This is a genomic window from Ensifer sp. GW823-FHT05D09 (genome assembly GCF_058795755.1).
On sequence record NZ_JBXAIA010000017.1, the window covers coordinates 26,208 to 43,346 of the forward strand.

The window sequence follows — 17,139 nt, forward strand, 5'->3', positions numbered from 1 at the left end:
TATGAAACGGTCCATGAATGTATTGCTTCTGCCGCTTCTGCTGCCTCTCGCAGCCTTTGCGGCCTATACGGGCGCGCAGCCGGCCAGGGCGAAGATGGAGATCAAGCCGATCCCCTTGAGCGCCTACGAGGTCTATTCCCTCTACCGGAACAAGACCTGGCAATGGCCGACGGGTGGCGCTCGCTTTACCGCGCATGACAGGAAGCTCGTCGCCTTCGTCGATGACAAGGGCAAGCGCTCGTTTGCGGAAGGCAGCTGGTATGTCAGCGACCTCGGTATGATGTGCATGCAGGCAAGGTGGACGGCAGCCGATGGGTCCGGTCCTGCGCGCACCTGCTTCGGGCACAGCAAGATCGGCGACACGATCTACCAGCGGCGCGTGCCGAATGGCGATTGGTACGTCTTCAAGCATGCCAAGCCGAAGCCCGGCGACGAATACAGGAAGCTCGTCGCTTCCGACGCAATCACGGAAAAGGCGTTGCGCCTGAAGGACCAATTCCAGGTCAAGAAGAGCGGTCGCAACCCCACAGGAGGATGACATGAAACGCAAATTGGCATTCGCCCTCTGCACGGCGCTCGCCCTTCATCTGGGGTCCGGCGCAGGTCTCGTATCCGCGTTGGCACAGGAGAAGGCCGATCTTGCCGCCAATGGCAGTGCAGGTCAGACTCAGACAATGGCCGACAAGCGCCCCGTCATCCACCCCGGCGGAACGCGTTTCGGGGCCTATGATCCACACGGCGATTTCGGCGGCCAGACCGATGTTTCGACGGAGCATCTGTTCCTGCCGTGGGAAGACGTGGATCTGGAATCGCTGCGCATGGCCGACGCCTACGCGCTTCAGCGCAAGCGCAAACTCCTGGTCACCATCGAGCCCTGGTCCTGGTCGCTCGACTGGAAGCTGACACCCAATCAACTGCGCGACCGCACGCTCGCGGGCGAGTACGATGCCAACATGGAAGCGATCGCTGGCATGCTGGCAGAGTTGAAGAGCCCTGTTATCGTGCGCTGGGGGCAGGAAATGGAAGACACATCCGGACGGTTCTCCTGGGCCGGATGGGTGCCGCAGGACTACGTCAAGGCCTACCGCCACGCGATGGATATCGTGCGCAAGCGCGTCCCCAACGCGCAGCTGATGTGGTCGCCCAAGGGTCTGCCGAACCTTGGCGAATACTATCCAGGCGACGACTATGTCGATCTCGTCGGACTTTCGGTGTTCGGTCTCGAGCCGTACGACGCGATCGAGTACGGCGGGCCTCACACCTTCAAGCAGGCATTGAAGCCCGGCTACGATCTCGTCGCCAAATACAACAAGCCAATCTGGGTTGCCGAACTCGGATGGGAGGGTGGAAAACCCTATATGCAGCCGTGGATCGACGCGGCGACACAGCCCGATCCGGCCTTCCCCAATCTGGTCGAGGTTGTCTATTTCAACGATCGGGACGTGCATGAATGGCCGCACGATCTCGGCCGGCCGAACTGGCGCGTGGTCAACGACGCAACCAACTGATTGCGGCGCGACAGTGCCTGAACCAAAAAAGCCCCTCGCCAGCGGGCGAGAGGCTTTTACGAGAGTGAGAAAAGCGCCACTGCAAGAGTACCGAGGCGCTGCTCTTTGTTACTCGGCCGCCTGCGGCCCAAGTTCGCCACGACGGATCTGGTCCGCTTCGATCGATTCGAACAGGGCGCGGAAATTGCCCTCGCCAAACCCTTCGTCACCCTTGCGCTGGATGAACTCGAAGAAGATCGGTCCGATGACCGTCTTTGAGAAGATCTGCAGCAGGATCTTGGTCATGCCACCGTTCACCACGCCTTCGCCGTCGATCAGGATGCCGTGCTTCTTCATCCGCTCGATCGGTTCGTCGTGGCCGTGCACACGCTCGTGTGACATGTCGTAGTAGGTTTCCGGCGGACCCGGCATGAACTTCAGGTCATTGGCCGCCAGCCTGTCGGTGGCGTCGTAGATGCCGTCAGTGCCAACGGCGATGTGCTGGATGCCTTCGCCCTTGTACTTGCGCAGATATTCCTCGATCTGGCTCGTATCATCCTTGGATTCGTTCAGCGGGATGCGGATCTTGCCGCAGGGCGAGGTGATCGCACGGCTGACGAGGCCGGTAATGCGGCCGTCGATGTCGAAGAAATGGATCTGGGTGAAGTTGAACAGCTCGCGGTAGAAGGCCCACCACTTGTCCATGTTGCCGCGATAGACGTTGTGCGTCAGGTGGTCGAGATAATAGAAGCCGACGCCCTCCGGCTTCGGGTTGCGATCTCCGGTCCATTCGAATTCGGCCTCATAGGCCGAGCCCTTGGCGCCGTATGTCTCGACGAAATAGAGCAGAGATCCGCCGATGCCGACGATCGCCGGAACGTCGAGACACTTGTCGGTGCCGGAGTAGGGGACGGCACCCTTGGAAACCGCGTGGTCGAAGGCGTGCTTGGCATCGACGACGCGCCAGGCCATCGACGGGGCGCAGGGGCCGTGCTCGTCGACGAAGCGCATGGCATGGGAGCCCGGTTCGGCGTTCAGGATGTAGTTGATGTCGCCCTGTCGCCAGACGGTGATGTTCTTGGTTCTATGCCTCGCGACAGGGCTGTAGCCCATGCGGGCGAAGAGCTCGGCGAGCTTCTCCGGTTCCGGGTGGGCGAATTCGACGAATTCGAAGCCATCCGTGCCGGCCGGGTTTTCTGCCGTGATCGTTGCGGGCGGGGCGTCATGTGGGAACGGGCCCATCGGAAGTCTCCTCTTCAAGCTCTCCAGATCGCTCTGGCCTCCAAACTTCGCTGGAGTATGACGCAAATCCGATGCATGATGCTTGTATTCTTGCGTGTTTTGGGCAGGATGCCGCACGAAACGTGCAAAATGCTGTATAAGGATGCATGAATGGAGCAGCTTGACGGGTTCGATCTCAAGATCCTCAGCGAACTGCAGCGCGACGGGCATCTCACCAACAACGAGCTATCGGAGCGCATCGCCCTCTCGCCCTCGCAATGCTCGCGACGCCGCACGCGCCTGGAAGCCGAGGGGTTCATTACCGGCTACCAGGCGCAGATCGACCGGCAGAAGCTCGGGCTCGACCTCATGGTGGTGATTTCGGTAACGCTCGCCACCCACAACCGCGACAACGCCAAGCGCTTCGGCAAGCTGATCTCGAGCCTGCCGGAGGTCCTGGAGGCTTATGCGCTGACCGGGGAGATGGACTATCACCTGCGGGTGGTGACACCCGACCTTGCCGGGCTCTCGCGCTTCGTCAACGATGTGCTTCTGCCGCATGACAGCGTGCAGCACGTCAAGACATCGATCGTGCTTGAAACCCTCAAGAGCTTCCAGGGCGTGCCGATTCCGGAACGCATGAAGGGCTGAGGCCGGTCTGGCATAAGGTTCATCGGCGGGAAGGGTGTTTTTCGACCTGGTCGATCGCCCGCTCGATCGCCGCAAGGCCGGTGCTGAGCGCCTTCAGGCCGCCGGCACCGATCAGATCGTTGAGTTGCGCCTGATAGGCGCTCGCGAGATCTGTCAGTTCGCGATAGGCGGTCCGGCCGGCTTTGGTCAGTTCCAGATGTTCCAGTCGGCGGTCGTCCTGGTCCTCGCTGCGCTTCAGCCAGCGCCGCTCTTCCAGCGCCGAGACGGCGCGGCTGACCTTAGTCTTGTGCATGGCCGAATGGGCGCCAACATCCGTTGCCGTCATGGCGTTGCCGGCGCTTCCAAGCGCTGCCAGCGTGCGCCACTCCGGACGCGTCAGCTGGTAGCGTGCCTTGTATTCGGCCGCGAAGCGCACGGCGACGAACTCGGCGGCGCGGTTCAGTCTGTAGGGCAGGAACGCATTGAGCTCGAAGCCTTCGGCCGACATTCGTGGCATCCTTGATAGTTACAAAATCGATAGTTACGATTGCAACTAATAGGCCCGCAGCGCGCCACCGTCCACTCGGACTTCAGGTGACGCCCAAACGCATTGAACGTGCCTTCGCCTTCCGGGATCAGCTGTGATCGCCGACGGGGCAGGCACCTGAGGAGGAGGTTCAGGCCATGTTGGACAAGGCACAAAAGCAAGCGGGCGCCGGTTCGACCGCCGCTCACGCACTGGATTACATGCCGGGTTTCGGCAACGACTTCGAGACCGAGAGCTTGCCCGGCGCTTTGCCGCAGGGCCAGAACAGTCCGCAGAAATGCGCCTATGGTCTCTATGCCGAGCAGCTTTCCGGCTCGCCCTTTACCGCGCCGCGCGGCACCAACGAGCGCTCCTGGCTATACCGCATTCGCCCGAGCGTGCGCCACACCGGGCGCTTCCAGAAGATTGATTACCCGCACTGGAAGACCGCGCCGCATGTGGCCGACCATTCGTTGGCGCTCGGCCAGCTGCGCTGGGGGCCGTTGCCGGAGCCTTCGGAGAAACTCAACTTCCTCGAAGGCATCCGCACGATGACGACGGCCGGCGACGCGCTGACGCAGGGCGGCATGGCCGCCCACGCCTATGCCTTCAATGCCGACATGGTCGATGACTACTTCTTCAATGCCGATGGCGAGCTTCTGATCGTGCCGGAATGCGGCGCCATCCAGGTGTTCACCGAACTGGGCAAGATGGATGTCGAGCCCTCGGAAATCTGCCTGGTGCCGCGCGGCACGATGTTCAAGGTGACCCGCCTTGGCGAGGAAAAGGTCTGGCGCGGGTATCTCTGCGAAAACTACGGTGCCAAGTTCACGCTGCCGGACCGTGGTCCGATCGGCGCCAACTGCCTTGCCAATCCGCGCGACTTCAAGACGCCGGTTGCAGCTTACGAAGAAAAGGAAACGCCCTGCCGCGTGCATGTGAAGTGGTGCGGCCAATTCCACGTGACCGAGATCGGTCATTCGCCGCTCGACGTCATCGCCTGGCACGGCAACTACGCACCCTACAAATACGATCTCAGAACCTTTTCGCCTGTTGGGGCGATCCTGTTCGACCACCCCGATCCCTCGATCTTTACGGTGCTGACGGCGCCTTCGGGCGAAGAGGGGACGGCAAACATCGACTTCGTCATCTTCCCGCCGCGCTGGCTGGTGGCCGAACATTCCTTCCGTCCGCCTTGGTACCACCGCAACATCATGAGCGAGTTCATGGGCCTGATCTATGGCCGCTACGATGCCAAGGAAGAAGGGTTCGTGCCCGGCGGCATGAGCCTGCACAACATGATGCTGGCGCATGGGCCGGATGCCACCGGCTTCGAGAAAGCGACAAACAGCGAGTTGAAACCGGTGAAGCTCGACCATACGATGGCCTTCATGTTCGAGACCCGCTTCCCGCAGCAGTTGACCCGCTTCGCCGCCGAACTGGAGACGTTGCAGGACAACTATATCGACTGCTGGACAGACCTCAAAAAGCGCTTCAACGGCACGCCGGAAGGCGATTGGTCTTGAGGGCACGGTTGGTTCTGCTCGGCAGCAAGGGTGGCCCGGCAATCCGTCCGGGCGGCCCTTGGCCGACCTCTTCGCTGCTTGAGATCGGCGGCCGCACGGTTGTCGTCGACTGCGGCCTTGGCGTCACCCGGGGCCTCACGGACGCCGGCGTCAACCTCAAGGCGCTTGAGCTGGTGTTCATCACCCATCTGCATTCCGACCACGTGCTCGAGCTCGGGCCGCTGATCCACACCGCCTGGACCGCCGGTCTTGCCACAGCCGTCAGCGTCTTCGGCCCGCCGGGAACGCGCGATTACTGGCACGGCTTTCTGCAGGCGATGAAATTCGACATCGATATCCGTATCATCGACGAGGGTCGGCCCGATCTGCGCCAACTTGTCGACATCGTCGAGTTTGGCGAAGGCGACGTTTTGGTCGAGGGCGGCTTGCGGGTTTCGGCGCTGCGCGTCGATCATCCGCCGGTCACCGATTGCTTCGCGCTGCGGTTCGACCATGCGGGGGCGAGCGTCGTCTTTTCCGCCGACACGGCTTATTTCCCGCCGCTTGCCGATTTTGCTGCAGGTGCCGACATTCTGGTGCACGAGGCGATGCTGGCGGAGGGCGTCGACCGGCTGGTGGCGCGCACCGGCAACGGTGCGCGGCTGAAGGAACACCTGCTCGCGAGCCACAGTTTTGCCGGGGAAGCCGGCATGATCGCCACGGCCGCCGGCGTGGGGCGACTGGTGCTGCACCATCTCATTCCGGCCGACGACGCTTTGATCGGCGAGGCGGATTGGGTCGCGGCCACGCGCAAAAGCTGGGCTGGTGCCTTGACGATCGCGTCTGACGGCCTTGTTGTGGAAGTTGCGGACGATTCGTCTGCGTAGAGGGAGGATTGCATGAAACTGGCGACACTCAAGGATGGCTCGCGTGATGGAAAACTCGCGGTCGTCTCCCGCGATCTCACCCGCTGCTCGGAAGTCGGGCACATCGCCCGCACGCTGCAGGCTGCACTCGACGACTGGGCCCACACCGGCCCGCGGCTCGAGCGCGTGGCCGAAGGCATCGAGACCGGTGCACAGCCAACGATCCGCTTCCACGAACACGATGCGCTTTCGCCGCTGCCGCGCGCTTACCAATGGGCCGATGGTTCGGCCTACGTCAACCACGTGGAGCTGGTGCGAAAGGCCCGCAATGCCGAGATGCCGGCGAGCTTCTGGACCGACCCGCTGATCTACCAGGGCGGCTCCGACAGCTTCATCGCACCGCGCGATCCCATCCTGATGGCGGACGAAAGCTGGGGCGTCGACATGGAGGGCGAGATTGCCGTCGTCGTCGACGATGTTCCGATGGGCGCCTCGCTGGAGGAGGCACGCGCCGCGATCCGCCTGGTCATGCTCGTCAACGACGTGTCGCTGCGTGGCCTGATCCCCGCCGAACTCGCCAAGGGGTTCGGTTTCTACCAGTCGAAGCCGTCGTCGGCCTTCTCGCCGGTCGCAGTCACGCCGGACGAACTGGGCGATGCCTGGGACGGTGGCAAGCTGCACCTGCCGCTTCATGTCGACCTCAACGGCAAGCCGTTCGGTCGCGCCGATGCTGGCGTCGACATGACCTTCGATTTCGGTCAGCTGATTGCGCATGCCGCGAAGACGAGGCCGCTTGCTTCAGGCACGATCATCGGTTCGGGCACTGTTTCCAACAAGCTCAATGGCGGTCCCGGAAAGCCGGTTTCCGAAGGCGGAGCCGGCTATTCCTGCATTGCCGAACTGCGCATGATTGAGACGATCGTCGGCGGTGCGCCGAAGACGCATTTCCTGCGGTTCGGCGACACCGTGCGCATCGAGATGAAGGACAAGGCCGGCCACTCGATCTTCGGGGCGATCGAACAGTCGGTCGGGCCTTACGAAAAGGCCTGATCGTGGGCAGCGCACGCGACGAGGGTGGCAGCATGGCCGAAACCGTTCTCTATGACTATTGGCGGTCGTCGGCCAGCTACCGCGTCCGCATTGCGTTGAATAGCCTCGACGAGGCCTATCGTTCGGTGCCGGTGGACCTGCTTGCCAGGGCCCATCGCCAATCCGATCATCTCGACCGCAATCCGCAGGGGCTGCTGCCCGTGCTCGACATCGATGGCGAGCGGTTGGCGCAATCGCTCGCCATCATCGAATACTTGGCGGAAACGCGGGAAAAGACCGGCTTCCTGCCCGATGACGCCGCCGGGCGGCAGCGCGTGCGTGCGCTGTCCTATGCGATCGCCATGGACATTCACCCGGTCTGCAATCTCGGCGTCGTGTCCTACGTCATGGCCAATGCTGCGGATGGCGAGGCGGCGCGCCGCGACTGGATGCGCAAGTTCATCGGCGAGGGGCTCACTGCGTTCGAGCGCTTGCTCGACCACCCTGCTACGGGCAGCTTCTGCCATGGCGATACGCCCGGCATGGCGGATTTCTGTCTGGTGCCGCAGGTCTACAACGCCCGCCGCTGGGAGGTCGATCTCTCGGCCTGCCCGAAACTTGTCGCGATTGACCAGCGCTGCGCCGAGATCGACGCCTTTGCCCGCGCCCATCCCGACCGCACCCCGCGTTAGGCTTCTGAGCCCGCGTTGCCAAGCCGCTCCGTCGCCGTCTGGCCGGTTCCGTCCAGCCGATGTCGCGAATGGATCGACAGCCGGTCGAAGGCCGCGCTAGTTTTCGCGGTGACTGGCCGTATAAGGGGGGCCGGAAAAACCTCTGGAGCGAGAGACAGATACCGATGAAAAGCTATGTGCTGACCGTCACCTGCAAGTCCACCCGCGGCATCGTTGCTGCCATTACCGGTTATCTCGCGGAAAAAGGCTGTTACATCACCGACAGTTCGCAGTTCGACGACCTGCAGACCGGCCTGTTCTTCATGCGGCTGACCTTCATCAGCCAGGAAGGTGCAAAGATCGAGGAATTGCGGGAAGGCTTTGCGCCCGTCGTCAAGCGCTTCGACATGACCTGCGAAATCCGCGACAGCGAAGAGCGCATGAAGGTGGTGCTGATGGTGTCGCGTTTCGGCCATTGCCTCAACGACCTGCTTTATCGCTGGAAGATCGGCGCCCTGCCGATCGATATCGTCGCTGTCATCTCCAACCACTTCGATTACCAGAAGGTGGTCGTCAACCACGACATCCCCTTCCACCACATCAAGGTGACCAAGGAGAACAAGCCGCAGGCCGAAGCCCGCATGCTGGAGATCGTCGAACAGACCGATGCCGATCTCGTCGTGCTTGCCCGCTACATGCAGGTTCTCTCCGACCAGCTTTGCAAGAAGATGTCGGGCCGGATCATAAACATCCACCACTCCTTCCTGCCGTCGTTCAAGGGCGCCAACCCCTACAAGCAGGCCTATGAGCGCGGTGTGAAGCTGATCGGTGCGACGGCGCACTATGTCACCGAGGATCTCGACGAGGGTCCGATCATCGAGCAGGACATCGCCCGCATCACCCACGCCCAGAGCGCCGAGGATTACGTTTCGATCGGCCGCGACGTGGAAAGCCAGGTGTTGGCGCGCGCCGTTCACGCCCATATCCACCACCGTTGCTTCATCAACGGCAACCGCGTCGTCGTCTTCCCGGCAAGCCCGGGCTCCTACGCCTCTGAGCGCATGGGTTAAGCAGCGGTGTGATTGGGTCTCTCGCCGCCAAGCGGGGAGGGACCTAAGGGGCAATTGCCCCCTGAAAACGAGAGGCGCCACCGGTTCGACCGGTGGCGCTCTTTTGTCAGTGCAACAGCTCCAGCCCGACGGCCGTCGCCTCACCGCCGCCGATGCAGAGCGAGGCGATGCCGCGCTTGACGTTCTTGGCGCGCATGGCGTGCAGGAGCGTCACGATGATGCGGGCGCCGGAGGCGCCGATCGGATGGCCGAGCGCGCAGGCGCCGCCGTTGATGTTGACGATCTCGTCTGACAGACCGAGATCGCGGATTGCGGCCATCGCGACCACGGCGAAGGCCTCGTTGATTTCGTAGAGGCCGACACTGCCCTTCTCCCAGGCAAGTTTGGCCATCAGCTTGTCGATCGCGCCGATCGGCGCGGTGGTAAACCAGGCCGGCTCCTGCGCATGGGCGGCATGGCCGGCGACGACGGCAAGCGGTGTCAGCCCGCGCTTTTCCGCCTGGCTCGCACGCATCAAAATCAGTGCCGCTGCACCGTCCGATATCGACGACGAATTGGCAGCGGTCACGCTGCCACCATCACGAAAGGCGGCTTTCAGTTTCGGGATCTTTGCCGGATCCGATTTGGTCGGCTGCTCGTCGCGATCAAGGTTGGCGGTCTGCCGCTTGCCGGCGCCGCTGACGGCCGCCGTTTCCTCGGCAAAGGAACCATCTTCGGCTGCCCGATTGGCGCGCTCCAGCGAGCGCAGCGCAAACGCGTCCTGATCGTTGCGCGAGAACTGGTAGTGTTCGGCCGTGTCTTCGGCATAGGTACCCATCAGCCGGCCGGAATAGGCGTCCTCGAGGCCGTCGAGGAACATGTGATCCTTGACCTCGCCATGCCCCAGGCGGAAGCCGCCACGCGCTTTCGGCAACAGATAGGGGGCGTTGGTCATCGACTCCATGCCGCCGACGGCAAGCACCGACGCACTGCCCGAAAGGAGCGCGTCGTGGCCGAGCATCAGGGCCTTCATGCCGGAGCCGCAGACCTTGGAGATAGTCGTCGATGGCGTTTCCTTGCCAAGGCCGGCGCCAAGTGCGGCCTGGCGCGCCGGGTTCTGGCCGATACCGGCGGGCAGCACATTGCCCATCAGCACTTCGTCGACAGCGTCAAGGCCAGCGCGGTCGAGTGCTGCCTTCAGCGCTATGGCGCCGATTTCCGGTGCGGTCAGATCTTTCAGGCTGCCCTGAAAGGCACCCATCGGGGTGCGCGCGGCCGAAACGATGACGATCGGATCAGTTCTGCTCATGTCTTTCTCCCATACGGCAAGAGGCGACGGTTAGCGCTGGTCGGCGCCATTTCACCGGTACGCCGCTCAGATATGCAGTGCATGCCCCAGCGCCTTGAGCGCTGCTTCCTGGAACGCTTCCGACTGGGTCGGGTGCGCGTGGATCGTGCCGGCGATGTCTTCCAGCCGCGCCCCCATCTCGATCGCCAGGCCGAAACTTGCCGAAAGCTCAGAAACCCCATGGCCGACGGCCTGGATGCCAAGAACGAGATGGTTGTCGGCGCGCGCGACGACGCGCACGAAACCGTCTTCCGACAACGTCGTCATGGCGCGGCCGTTCGCCTGGAAGGGGAACTGGCCGATCTTGATCTCGATGCCTGTGGCGCGGGCTTCGTCGGGCGAAAGGCCCGCCGTCACGATTTCCGGGTCGGTGAAGCAGACGGCAGGAATACAGCGCTTGTCCCAAGCGCGTTTGTTGCCGGCGACGATCTCCGCGACCATTTCGCCTTGGGCCATGGCGCGGTGCGCCAGCATCGGCTCGCCGGTGACGTCGCCGATCGCATAGATGCCGCGCATCGAGGTGCGGCACTGGTCGTCGATGCGGATGAATTTTCCGGCGCGGTCGAGATCGATCTCCTCGAGCCCAAAACCGTCGGTCACCGGCCTGCGGCCGACCGTCACCAGCACCTTTTCGGCCGGCACCTCGATCGGGCGGCCATTGTGTTCGGCGAGCAGGGTCTTGCCGTCGGCGGAGAGTCCCTTGGCGACCGTCTGGGTGAACACCTCGACGCCGAGCTCGCCAAGGCGCTTGGCGATCGGCTTCGACAGGTCGGCGTCATACTGCGGCAGGATGCGCGTCTGCGCCTCGAGCACGGTGACATGGGCGCCGAGCTTGGCAAAGGCGGTGCCGAGCTCCAGCCCGATGTAGCCGCCGCCGATGACGGCAACGCTGGCCGGCACGCTTTTGAGCGACAGCGCCTCGGTCGACGAAATGATCGGGCCACCGAAGGGCATGTCGGCAAGCTCGATCGGTGCCGAGCCGGTGGCAATCACGATCGCTTCGGCGCGAATGCGCTGCAGGCCGGTCTCGGTCTCGACGTCGACCGTCTTGCCGTCGACGAAACGAGCTGTCCCGATGACGGCTTTGACGCCCGCTTTCTTCAGAAGGCCGGTGACGCCACCGTTGAGCCTGCCGACGATGCCGTCCTTCCAGGCGACGGTGCGGGCGAGGTCGATCGTCGGGTTGGCGAGCGACAGGCCAAGCGGACTGCGGCCCGATGCGGCCGAGCGCAATTTATGGAATTCGTCGGCGGCGTGGATCAGCGCCTTCGAAGGAATGCAGCCGACATTGAGGCAGGTGCCGCCGGCCTTCGCCTTCTCGACGATGACGGTGTCGATGCCGAGCTGGCCGGCGCGGATGGCGCAGATATAGCCACCCGGACCGGCACCGATGACGAGCAGCTTGCAGGAGATTTCCTTCATGATCGCCTCATGCCTCCACGAAAATCAGTGCTGGCGTTTCGAGCAGCGTCTTCAGCCGCTGCACGAAAGTGGCCGCATCCCAGCCGTCGATGACGCGGTGGTCGAAGCTCGACGACAGGTTCATGATCTTGCGCGGCACGAACTGCGTTCCGTCCCAGACCGGGCGAACCGCCAGCTTGTTGACGCCGACGATCGCCACCTCGGGGTGGTTGATGACGGGGGTCGAGACTATGCCGCCGAGTGCACCGAGCGAGGAGATGGTGATGGTCGAGCCGGTGAGTTCGTCGCGCGTCGCCGTCCCGGTGCGGGCCGCTTCCGCCAGCCGGTTGAGCTCGATGGCGCAGTCCCAGATGCCGCGCGCTTCGGCATGGCGCACGACCGGCACGGTCAGGCCTGCCGGCGTCTGCGTGGCGATGCCGATATGTACGGCATGGTGACGGCTGATGATGCCGGCGCCGTCGTCGAAGGTGGAGTTGACACCGGGCAGATCGGCGATCGCCCGGACCAGCGCGCGCATCAGATAGGGCAGGATCGTCAACTTCGGCTGATCCGGCTTGCGATCGCGGTTCATCATCGTGCGCAGGTCTTCGAGCGCCGTCATGTCGACCTCCTCCACGTAGGTGATGTGGGGGATGCGCGAGGTCGACAGCGTCATCTTCTCGGCGATGCGGCGGCGAAGGCCGGTGACCTTGATCTCGTCGACGGCAGTCTTGCGCACGAGCCCGGCAGGCACTGCAGCTGGTTGCGCGCCGCGGGCAAGAAACTGGTCGAGATCGTCGTGAGTGATGCGGCCGGCAGGGCCGCTGCCGCTGACCTGGCGCAGGTCGACGCCGCTGTCTCGGGCGCGTTGCCGCACGGCCGGTGAGGCCAAGGCCTTTTCCAGACGTTCAGGGGAGACGTGCATGCCATTGGCGGCGGGCGCCGGCGTCTTCACCTCCACTTTTGCAGGCTGCGCCGGTTTTGCGACCGGAGCTGCGGTCTCGGCTTTCGCTGCCGGTTTCTCTTCTTCCTTGGCGACGGGCTTTTCATCCAGCGCAGGCGTTGCTTCACCTTCGCCCGCGATTTCGATGCGCACCAGCGGCGCCTTGACCGCGACCGTGTCGCCGATCTCAGCGCCGAGCCAGAGCACTGTGCCGTTGACCGGCGAGGGAATTTCGACCGTCGCCTTGTCGGTCATCACGGCAGCGAGGATCATGTCCTCGCGCACGGGATCGCCTGGTTTCACATGCCATTCGACCAGCTCGGCCTCGGCCACGCCTTCGCCGACATCCGGCATCTTGATTACGAATTCGCCCATGCTCAGGCCTCCATCACTTCGACGAGCGCGCGTCCGACGCGCGCCGGGCCGGGGAAATAGTCCCACTCCTGGGCATGCGGGTAGGGTGTGTCCCAGCCGGCGACGCGCACGACCGGGGCTTCGAGATGATAGAAGCAGTGCTCCTGGACAAGCGAGGCGATTTCGCCGCCGAAGCCCGAGGTCAGCGTTGCCTCATGCACGACGACGCAGCGCCCGGTCTTTTCGACCGATTGCACAATGGCGTCGAGATCGAGCGGCAGCAGGCTGCGAAGGTCGATGACCTCGGCGTCGATGCCGGTCTCTTCGGCGGCGGCCAGCGCCACATGCACCATGGTGCCATAGGCAATCACAGTGACGGCCGAGCCCTTGCGGCGTACTTCCGCCTTGCCGATCGGGATGGTGTAGTGGCCTTCCGGCACTTCGCCGAGATCGTGCTTCGACCAGGGAATGACAGGGCGGTCGTGGTGCCCGTCGAACGGGCCGTTATAGAGCCGCTTCGGCTCCAGGAACATCACCGGATCCGGGTCTTCGATCGAGGCGATCAGCAGGCCCTTGGCATCATAGGGATTGGACGGCACGACGACCTTGAGGCCGCAGACATGGGTGAACAGCGCTTCCGGGCTCTGGCTGTGCGTCTGCCCGCCGAAGATGCCGCCGCCGGTCGGCATGCGTAGCACGATCGGGCAGGTGAAGTCGCCGTTGGAGCGATAGCGGATGCGGGCCGCTTCCTGGGTGATCTGGTCATAAGCCGGGTACATGTAGTCGGCGAACTGGATCTCGACGCAGGGCTTCAGCCCGTAGGCCGCCATGCCGATCGCCGTGCCTACGATGCCGCTCTCGCTGATTGGTGCGTCGAAGCAACGGGTCTTGCCGTATTTCGCCTGGAGCCCCTGCGTGCAGCGGAAGACGCCACCGAAATAGCCGACGTCCTCGCCGAAGACGACGACATTGTCGTCGCGCCCCATGGAGACGTCCATGGCGCTGCGCACGGCCTCGATCATTGTCATTCTGGCCATATCAGTATCCTGCCTTCTGGCGCTGTCGGCGAATATGCGGCGGCATCTCGGCATAGACGCCTTCGAAGATGTCGCGCACCGAGGGCCTGCCGCCGGCATGCAAGGTGCCGTGGCCCTCGGCCTGCTTCTGCGCCTGGATCACCGCGTCGACAATCTCGGCTTCCGCCTGGGTGTGGCGTTCTTCCGACCAGGCGCCGCGCAGGATCAGGTGCTTCTTCAGCCGGAGGACGGGGTCGCCGAGTGGCCAGGCTTCCGATTCCGTCTTCGGCCGATAGGCGCTCGGATCGTCGGAGGTGGAGTGCGCGCCGACGCGGTAGGTGACGTATTCGATCACCGTCGGGCCGAGATTGCGTCGGGCGCGTTCTGCTGCCCATTTGGCGACCGCATAGACGGCGAGATAGTCGTTGCCGTCGACGCGCAGCGCCGGAATGCCGAAACCAAGGCCGCGGGCGGCAAAGGTGCCGGAGCCGCCGCGGGCGATGCCCTGGAAGGTCGAGATCGCCCATTGGTTGTTGACGATGTTGAGAATGACTGGCGCCTTGTAGGTGGAGGCAAAGACGAGGGCGGAATGGAAGTCCGATTCCGCCGTCGAGCCATCGCCGATCCAGGCGGCCGCGATCTTCGTGTCATTCTTGATGGCTGAAGCCATCGCCCAACCGACCGCCTGCACATATTGGGTGGCGAGGTTGCCGGAGATGGTGAAGAAGCCATGCTCCTTGGAGGAATACATGATCGGCAGTTGCCGGCCGCGCAACGGGTCGCTCTCGTTCGAGAAGATCTGGTTCATCATCTCGACCATGGGGTATTCGTCGGCGATCAGCAGACCCGCCTGACGATAGGTCGGGAAATTCATGTCGCCCTTGTTCAGCGCCTTGCGGAAGGCGCAGCTGACCGCTTCTTCGCCCAGATGCTGCATGTAGAACGACGTCTTGCCCTGGCGTTGCGCCATGACCATGCGCGCATCGAAGGCGCGCAGCGTCATCATGTGCTTGAGGCCGGCAAGCAGCTCGTCGTCGGACAACAGCCCGGCCCACGGGCCGACGGCTTCACCATCGCGGTTCAGGACGCGGATGATCGAATAGGCGAGGTCGCGGATCTCCTCCGGCGCGACGTCGATCTCGGGCCTCGGCACAGAGCCGGCCTTCGGGATCTTGACGTTGGAGAAGTCCGGCTGGCCGCCCGGGCGGACCGCCGGTTCGGGTACATGCAGGCTAAGTCGATCGGGATCGCTCATGCGGTTTCCGGCCTCCCTCCGGCGTGCGCGACGCGCACCTTACAAGCATGGGGAAAACGGGACGTCGCCAGACGGCAAAAGCGGCCGCGACCACCTGCAGGCTCCTCCGCCCAGGTCGTCACGCCTTCCTCCTCAGCCCCGTTCTCCCAACGGGAATGCACACAGACTGCCACGAGTTCAGGGGCTTATGAAGGCCTTTCGGCCGCTCGCGATGCTTGCAGCTGAAGAAAGACAGAATCCTGCCATAGCCATGGCAGCGGCTGGTGCCGCTGCGATTTCCGGTTGGCCTTGCGCGTAATTTTCTTGCGTGACGACTTCTGGTTCGTCTGTTCAAACCGGCGGAGCGATGGTGATCGGCGTGCCGTCGGAGAAGCGGGAGAGGCGAAAAGGTGTGGGATCGACGATCGGTTTTCCGCCGGTGACGAGGTCGGCGACCAGATGCCCGGCACCCGGGCCGATGCCGAAGCCATGGCCGGAAAATCCCGTGGCAACGATCAGCCCGGGCAGGCTTTCGACCGTTGAGATCACCGGCACGGCGTCGGGCGTCACGTCGATCAGGCCCGCCCAGACCTGTTGCACCCGCGCCTCGCGAAGCGACGGCAACGCCTTCCTGGCTTCGTCGAATGCGCGCAGCGCCGAGTGCTGGTCGGGCTGCGGATCCAGCACCCGATGCCGCTCGAAAGCGCCTGGGCGGTCGAGCGGAACAGTGCCGATCTCGAACAGTTCGCGCCAGCTCTGGGCGCTGAGGCCGACCTGAACGGAATCGCCTTCGGCCTTTCGCGCCGGCTGGAAATCGCGGAAGAAGGCAAAACTGTCGGGCACGACAGGATGCAGGTTGGCGCCGCCATCGGCAATCGTGTAGCCACCGTCGAGCCGTTTGCGATAGGCGTAGGTGCCGGTTGCACCCGCGCCTTCGGGGCCGCCCGAGACTGCGCTGGTCCGAAGCACGGTGTTGCGCACTTTCAATTGCGGCAACCGGATGCCGAGCCCTTTGAGGAACAACCGCGACCAGGCGCCACCGGCCACGACGACACCAGAGGTTTCGATCCGGCCCTTTTCGGTGACGACGGCGCTGATGCGCCCGGCTTGTCTCTCGATGCCACGGACAGCGCAGCCCGAAAGGATGCGGGCACCGGCGCGCCTCGCCCCGGCAACGATCGCCGGTACCGCCTTTTGCGGCTCGGCCCGGCCGTCGCTCGGCGTGTGCAGCGCACCCTGGTAGCGGATGCCGGCGCCCGGCATCAACGCTTCCGTTTCTTCCGCCCCGATTTGACGGCTATCGACGCCATAGGGTCTCGCCATCGCCAGCCAGGCATCGCGGTTGGCGATGTCGGTCCCATTCTCGGAAATGTAGAGGATGCCGTTGCGGCGAAAGCCGGTCTCGCCACCGATGCGCGCATCGAGCGTATCCCAGATCTTCAGCGCCTCGATCGCCAGCGGTATTTCCCGCTCATCCCGGCCCATGACGCGCACCCATCCCCAGTTGCGGCTAGACTGCTCGGCGCCGGGCACGCCCTTTTCGCAGAGCACGACGTCGATGCCGCGCTCTGCCAGAAACAGTGCGGTGCTGACACCGATGATGCCGCCGCCGACGATGACGACATCGGCTTTCGCTGGCAGGTTCTGATCGGTTTCGACGATATCGAGAGTGGGACCGGGCATGGGAGGGAGCTTTCAGGCGGGGTTTGCGAACGCGCCATCGGTGCATGCCGGCACTGCCAGATCAAGGCCCGGATTCTAGCTTTCTGATCATTTCAATGTTTGCGTCGATCGGATGGTGCGAAATCGGTTTGATGCCATCGGCGCAGTCTTTCGATTTGGCGCGCAAGCTTCTATGT

General features: G+C 63.7%; 15 protein-coding genes and 2 pseudogenes. 8 read left to right on the top strand and 9 right to left on the bottom strand.

Going from position 1 to position 17,139, the window contains the following annotated elements:
- The first annotated feature begins 13 nt into the window (after window positions 1-13).
- Window positions 14-538: a DUF995 domain-containing protein gene (locus AC1Q80_RS29640; RefSeq protein ID WP_234903156.1), complete on the top strand. Its 525-nt coding sequence runs from the start codon at window positions 14-16 to the stop codon at window positions 536-538.
- 1 nt (window position 539) lies between these two features.
- Complete coding sequence (locus tag AC1Q80_RS29645; RefSeq protein ID WP_173423776.1) at window positions 540-1,508, top strand: glycoside hydrolase family 26 protein; 969 nt, start codon at window positions 540-542, stop codon at window positions 1,506-1,508.
- A gap of 108 nt (window positions 1,509-1,616) precedes the next feature.
- Here AC1Q80_RS29645 and hppD read toward each other — a convergent pair whose 3' ends face one another.
- On the bottom strand, window positions 1,617-2,729 hold the full coding sequence (gene hppD, locus AC1Q80_RS29650; RefSeq protein WP_209793226.1) for a 4-hydroxyphenylpyruvate dioxygenase: 1,113 nt from the start codon (window positions 2,727-2,729) through the stop codon (window positions 1,617-1,619).
- Between the two features lie 150 nt (window positions 2,730-2,879).
- On the opposite strand from hppD, the gene AC1Q80_RS29655 reads away from it, so the two are divergent.
- Complete coding sequence (locus AC1Q80_RS29655) at window positions 2,880-3,359, top strand: Lrp/AsnC family transcriptional regulator (protein WP_173423774.1); 480 nt, start codon at window positions 2,880-2,882, stop codon at window positions 3,357-3,359.
- 19 nt (window positions 3,360-3,378) lie between these two features.
- Here AC1Q80_RS29655 and AC1Q80_RS29660 read toward each other — a convergent pair whose 3' ends face one another.
- Window positions 3,379-3,846 (bottom strand): MarR family winged helix-turn-helix transcriptional regulator, encoded by a 468-nt coding sequence (locus AC1Q80_RS29660; protein ID WP_492362809.1) that lies wholly within the window; start codon window positions 3,844-3,846, stop codon window positions 3,379-3,381.
- Between the two features lie 176 nt (window positions 3,847-4,022).
- Between AC1Q80_RS29660 and hmgA the strand changes: the two genes are divergently transcribed.
- The 5 genes from hmgA (at window position 4,023) to purU (ending at window position 9,005) form a co-directional block, all read left to right on the top strand.
- On the top strand, window positions 4,023-5,390 hold the full coding sequence (gene hmgA, locus AC1Q80_RS29665; RefSeq protein WP_209793231.1) for a homogentisate 1,2-dioxygenase: 1,368 nt from the start codon (window positions 4,023-4,025) through the stop codon (window positions 5,388-5,390).
- Entirely contained in the window at window positions 5,387-6,256 is an 870-nt protein-coding gene (locus AC1Q80_RS29670) for an MBL fold metallo-hydrolase (RefSeq protein ID WP_492362810.1), read from the top strand. The genes hmgA and AC1Q80_RS29670 overlap by 4 nt, the downstream gene beginning before the upstream one ends.
- 12 nt (window positions 6,257-6,268) lie before the next feature.
- Window positions 6,269-7,285 (top strand): fumarylacetoacetate hydrolase family protein, encoded by a 1,017-nt coding sequence (locus AC1Q80_RS29675; protein WP_492362811.1) that lies wholly within the window; start codon window positions 6,269-6,271, stop codon window positions 7,283-7,285.
- Window positions 7,286-7,317: 32 nt separating this feature from the next.
- The gene (maiA, locus tag AC1Q80_RS29680) at window positions 7,318-7,956 is read left to right on the top strand and encodes a maleylacetoacetate isomerase (protein WP_492362812.1); all 639 of its coding nucleotides are present in this window, start codon (window positions 7,318-7,320) and stop codon (window positions 7,954-7,956) included.
- 164 nt (window positions 7,957-8,120) lie between these two features.
- On the top strand, window positions 8,121-9,005 hold the full coding sequence (gene purU, locus AC1Q80_RS29685) for a formyltetrahydrofolate deformylase (RefSeq protein ID WP_173423769.1): 885 nt from the start codon (window positions 8,121-8,123) through the stop codon (window positions 9,003-9,005).
- A gap of 106 nt (window positions 9,006-9,111) precedes the next feature.
- On the opposite strand, the gene AC1Q80_RS29690 is transcribed toward purU, so the two are convergent.
- From AC1Q80_RS29690 to AC1Q80_RS29720, 7 genes and pseudogenes are all read right to left on the bottom strand, one after another.
- The gene (locus tag AC1Q80_RS29690) at window positions 9,112-10,293 is read right to left on the bottom strand and encodes an acetyl-CoA C-acyltransferase (RefSeq protein ID WP_492362813.1); all 1,182 of its coding nucleotides are present in this window, start codon (window positions 10,291-10,293) and stop codon (window positions 9,112-9,114) included.
- A gap of 66 nt (window positions 10,294-10,359) precedes the next feature.
- Window positions 10,360-11,754: a dihydrolipoyl dehydrogenase gene (lpdA, locus tag AC1Q80_RS29695; protein ID WP_492362814.1), complete on the bottom strand. Its 1,395-nt coding sequence runs from the start codon at window positions 11,752-11,754 to the stop codon at window positions 10,360-10,362.
- Window positions 11,755-11,761: 7 nt separating this feature from the next.
- Window positions 11,762-12,712 (bottom strand): annotated as a pseudogene (locus AC1Q80_RS29700) (dihydrolipoamide acetyltransferase family protein); the annotation flags it as partial.
- 77 nt (window positions 12,713-12,789) lie between these two features.
- Window positions 12,790-13,051: pseudogene (locus tag AC1Q80_RS29705) on the bottom strand (biotin/lipoyl-containing protein); the annotation flags it as partial.
- A gap of 2 nt (window positions 13,052-13,053) precedes the next feature.
- Window positions 13,054-14,067, bottom strand: coding sequence for an alpha-ketoacid dehydrogenase subunit beta (locus AC1Q80_RS29710; RefSeq protein WP_173423765.1), 1,014 nt, complete (start codon window positions 14,065-14,067; stop codon window positions 13,054-13,056).
- A 1-nt stretch (window position 14,068) separates the two neighbouring features.
- Window positions 14,069-15,301, bottom strand: coding sequence for a 3-methyl-2-oxobutanoate dehydrogenase (2-methylpropanoyl-transferring) subunit alpha (locus tag AC1Q80_RS29715; protein ID WP_173423764.1), 1,233 nt, complete (start codon window positions 15,299-15,301; stop codon window positions 14,069-14,071).
- Between the two features lie 330 nt (window positions 15,302-15,631).
- Window positions 15,632-16,963 carry an NAD(P)/FAD-dependent oxidoreductase gene (locus tag AC1Q80_RS29720; RefSeq protein WP_492362815.1) on the bottom strand — a complete coding sequence of 444 codons (1,332 nt, stop codon included), beginning with the start codon at window positions 16,961-16,963 and terminating at the stop codon, window positions 15,632-15,634.
- Window positions 16,964-17,139 lie beyond the last annotated feature (176 nt).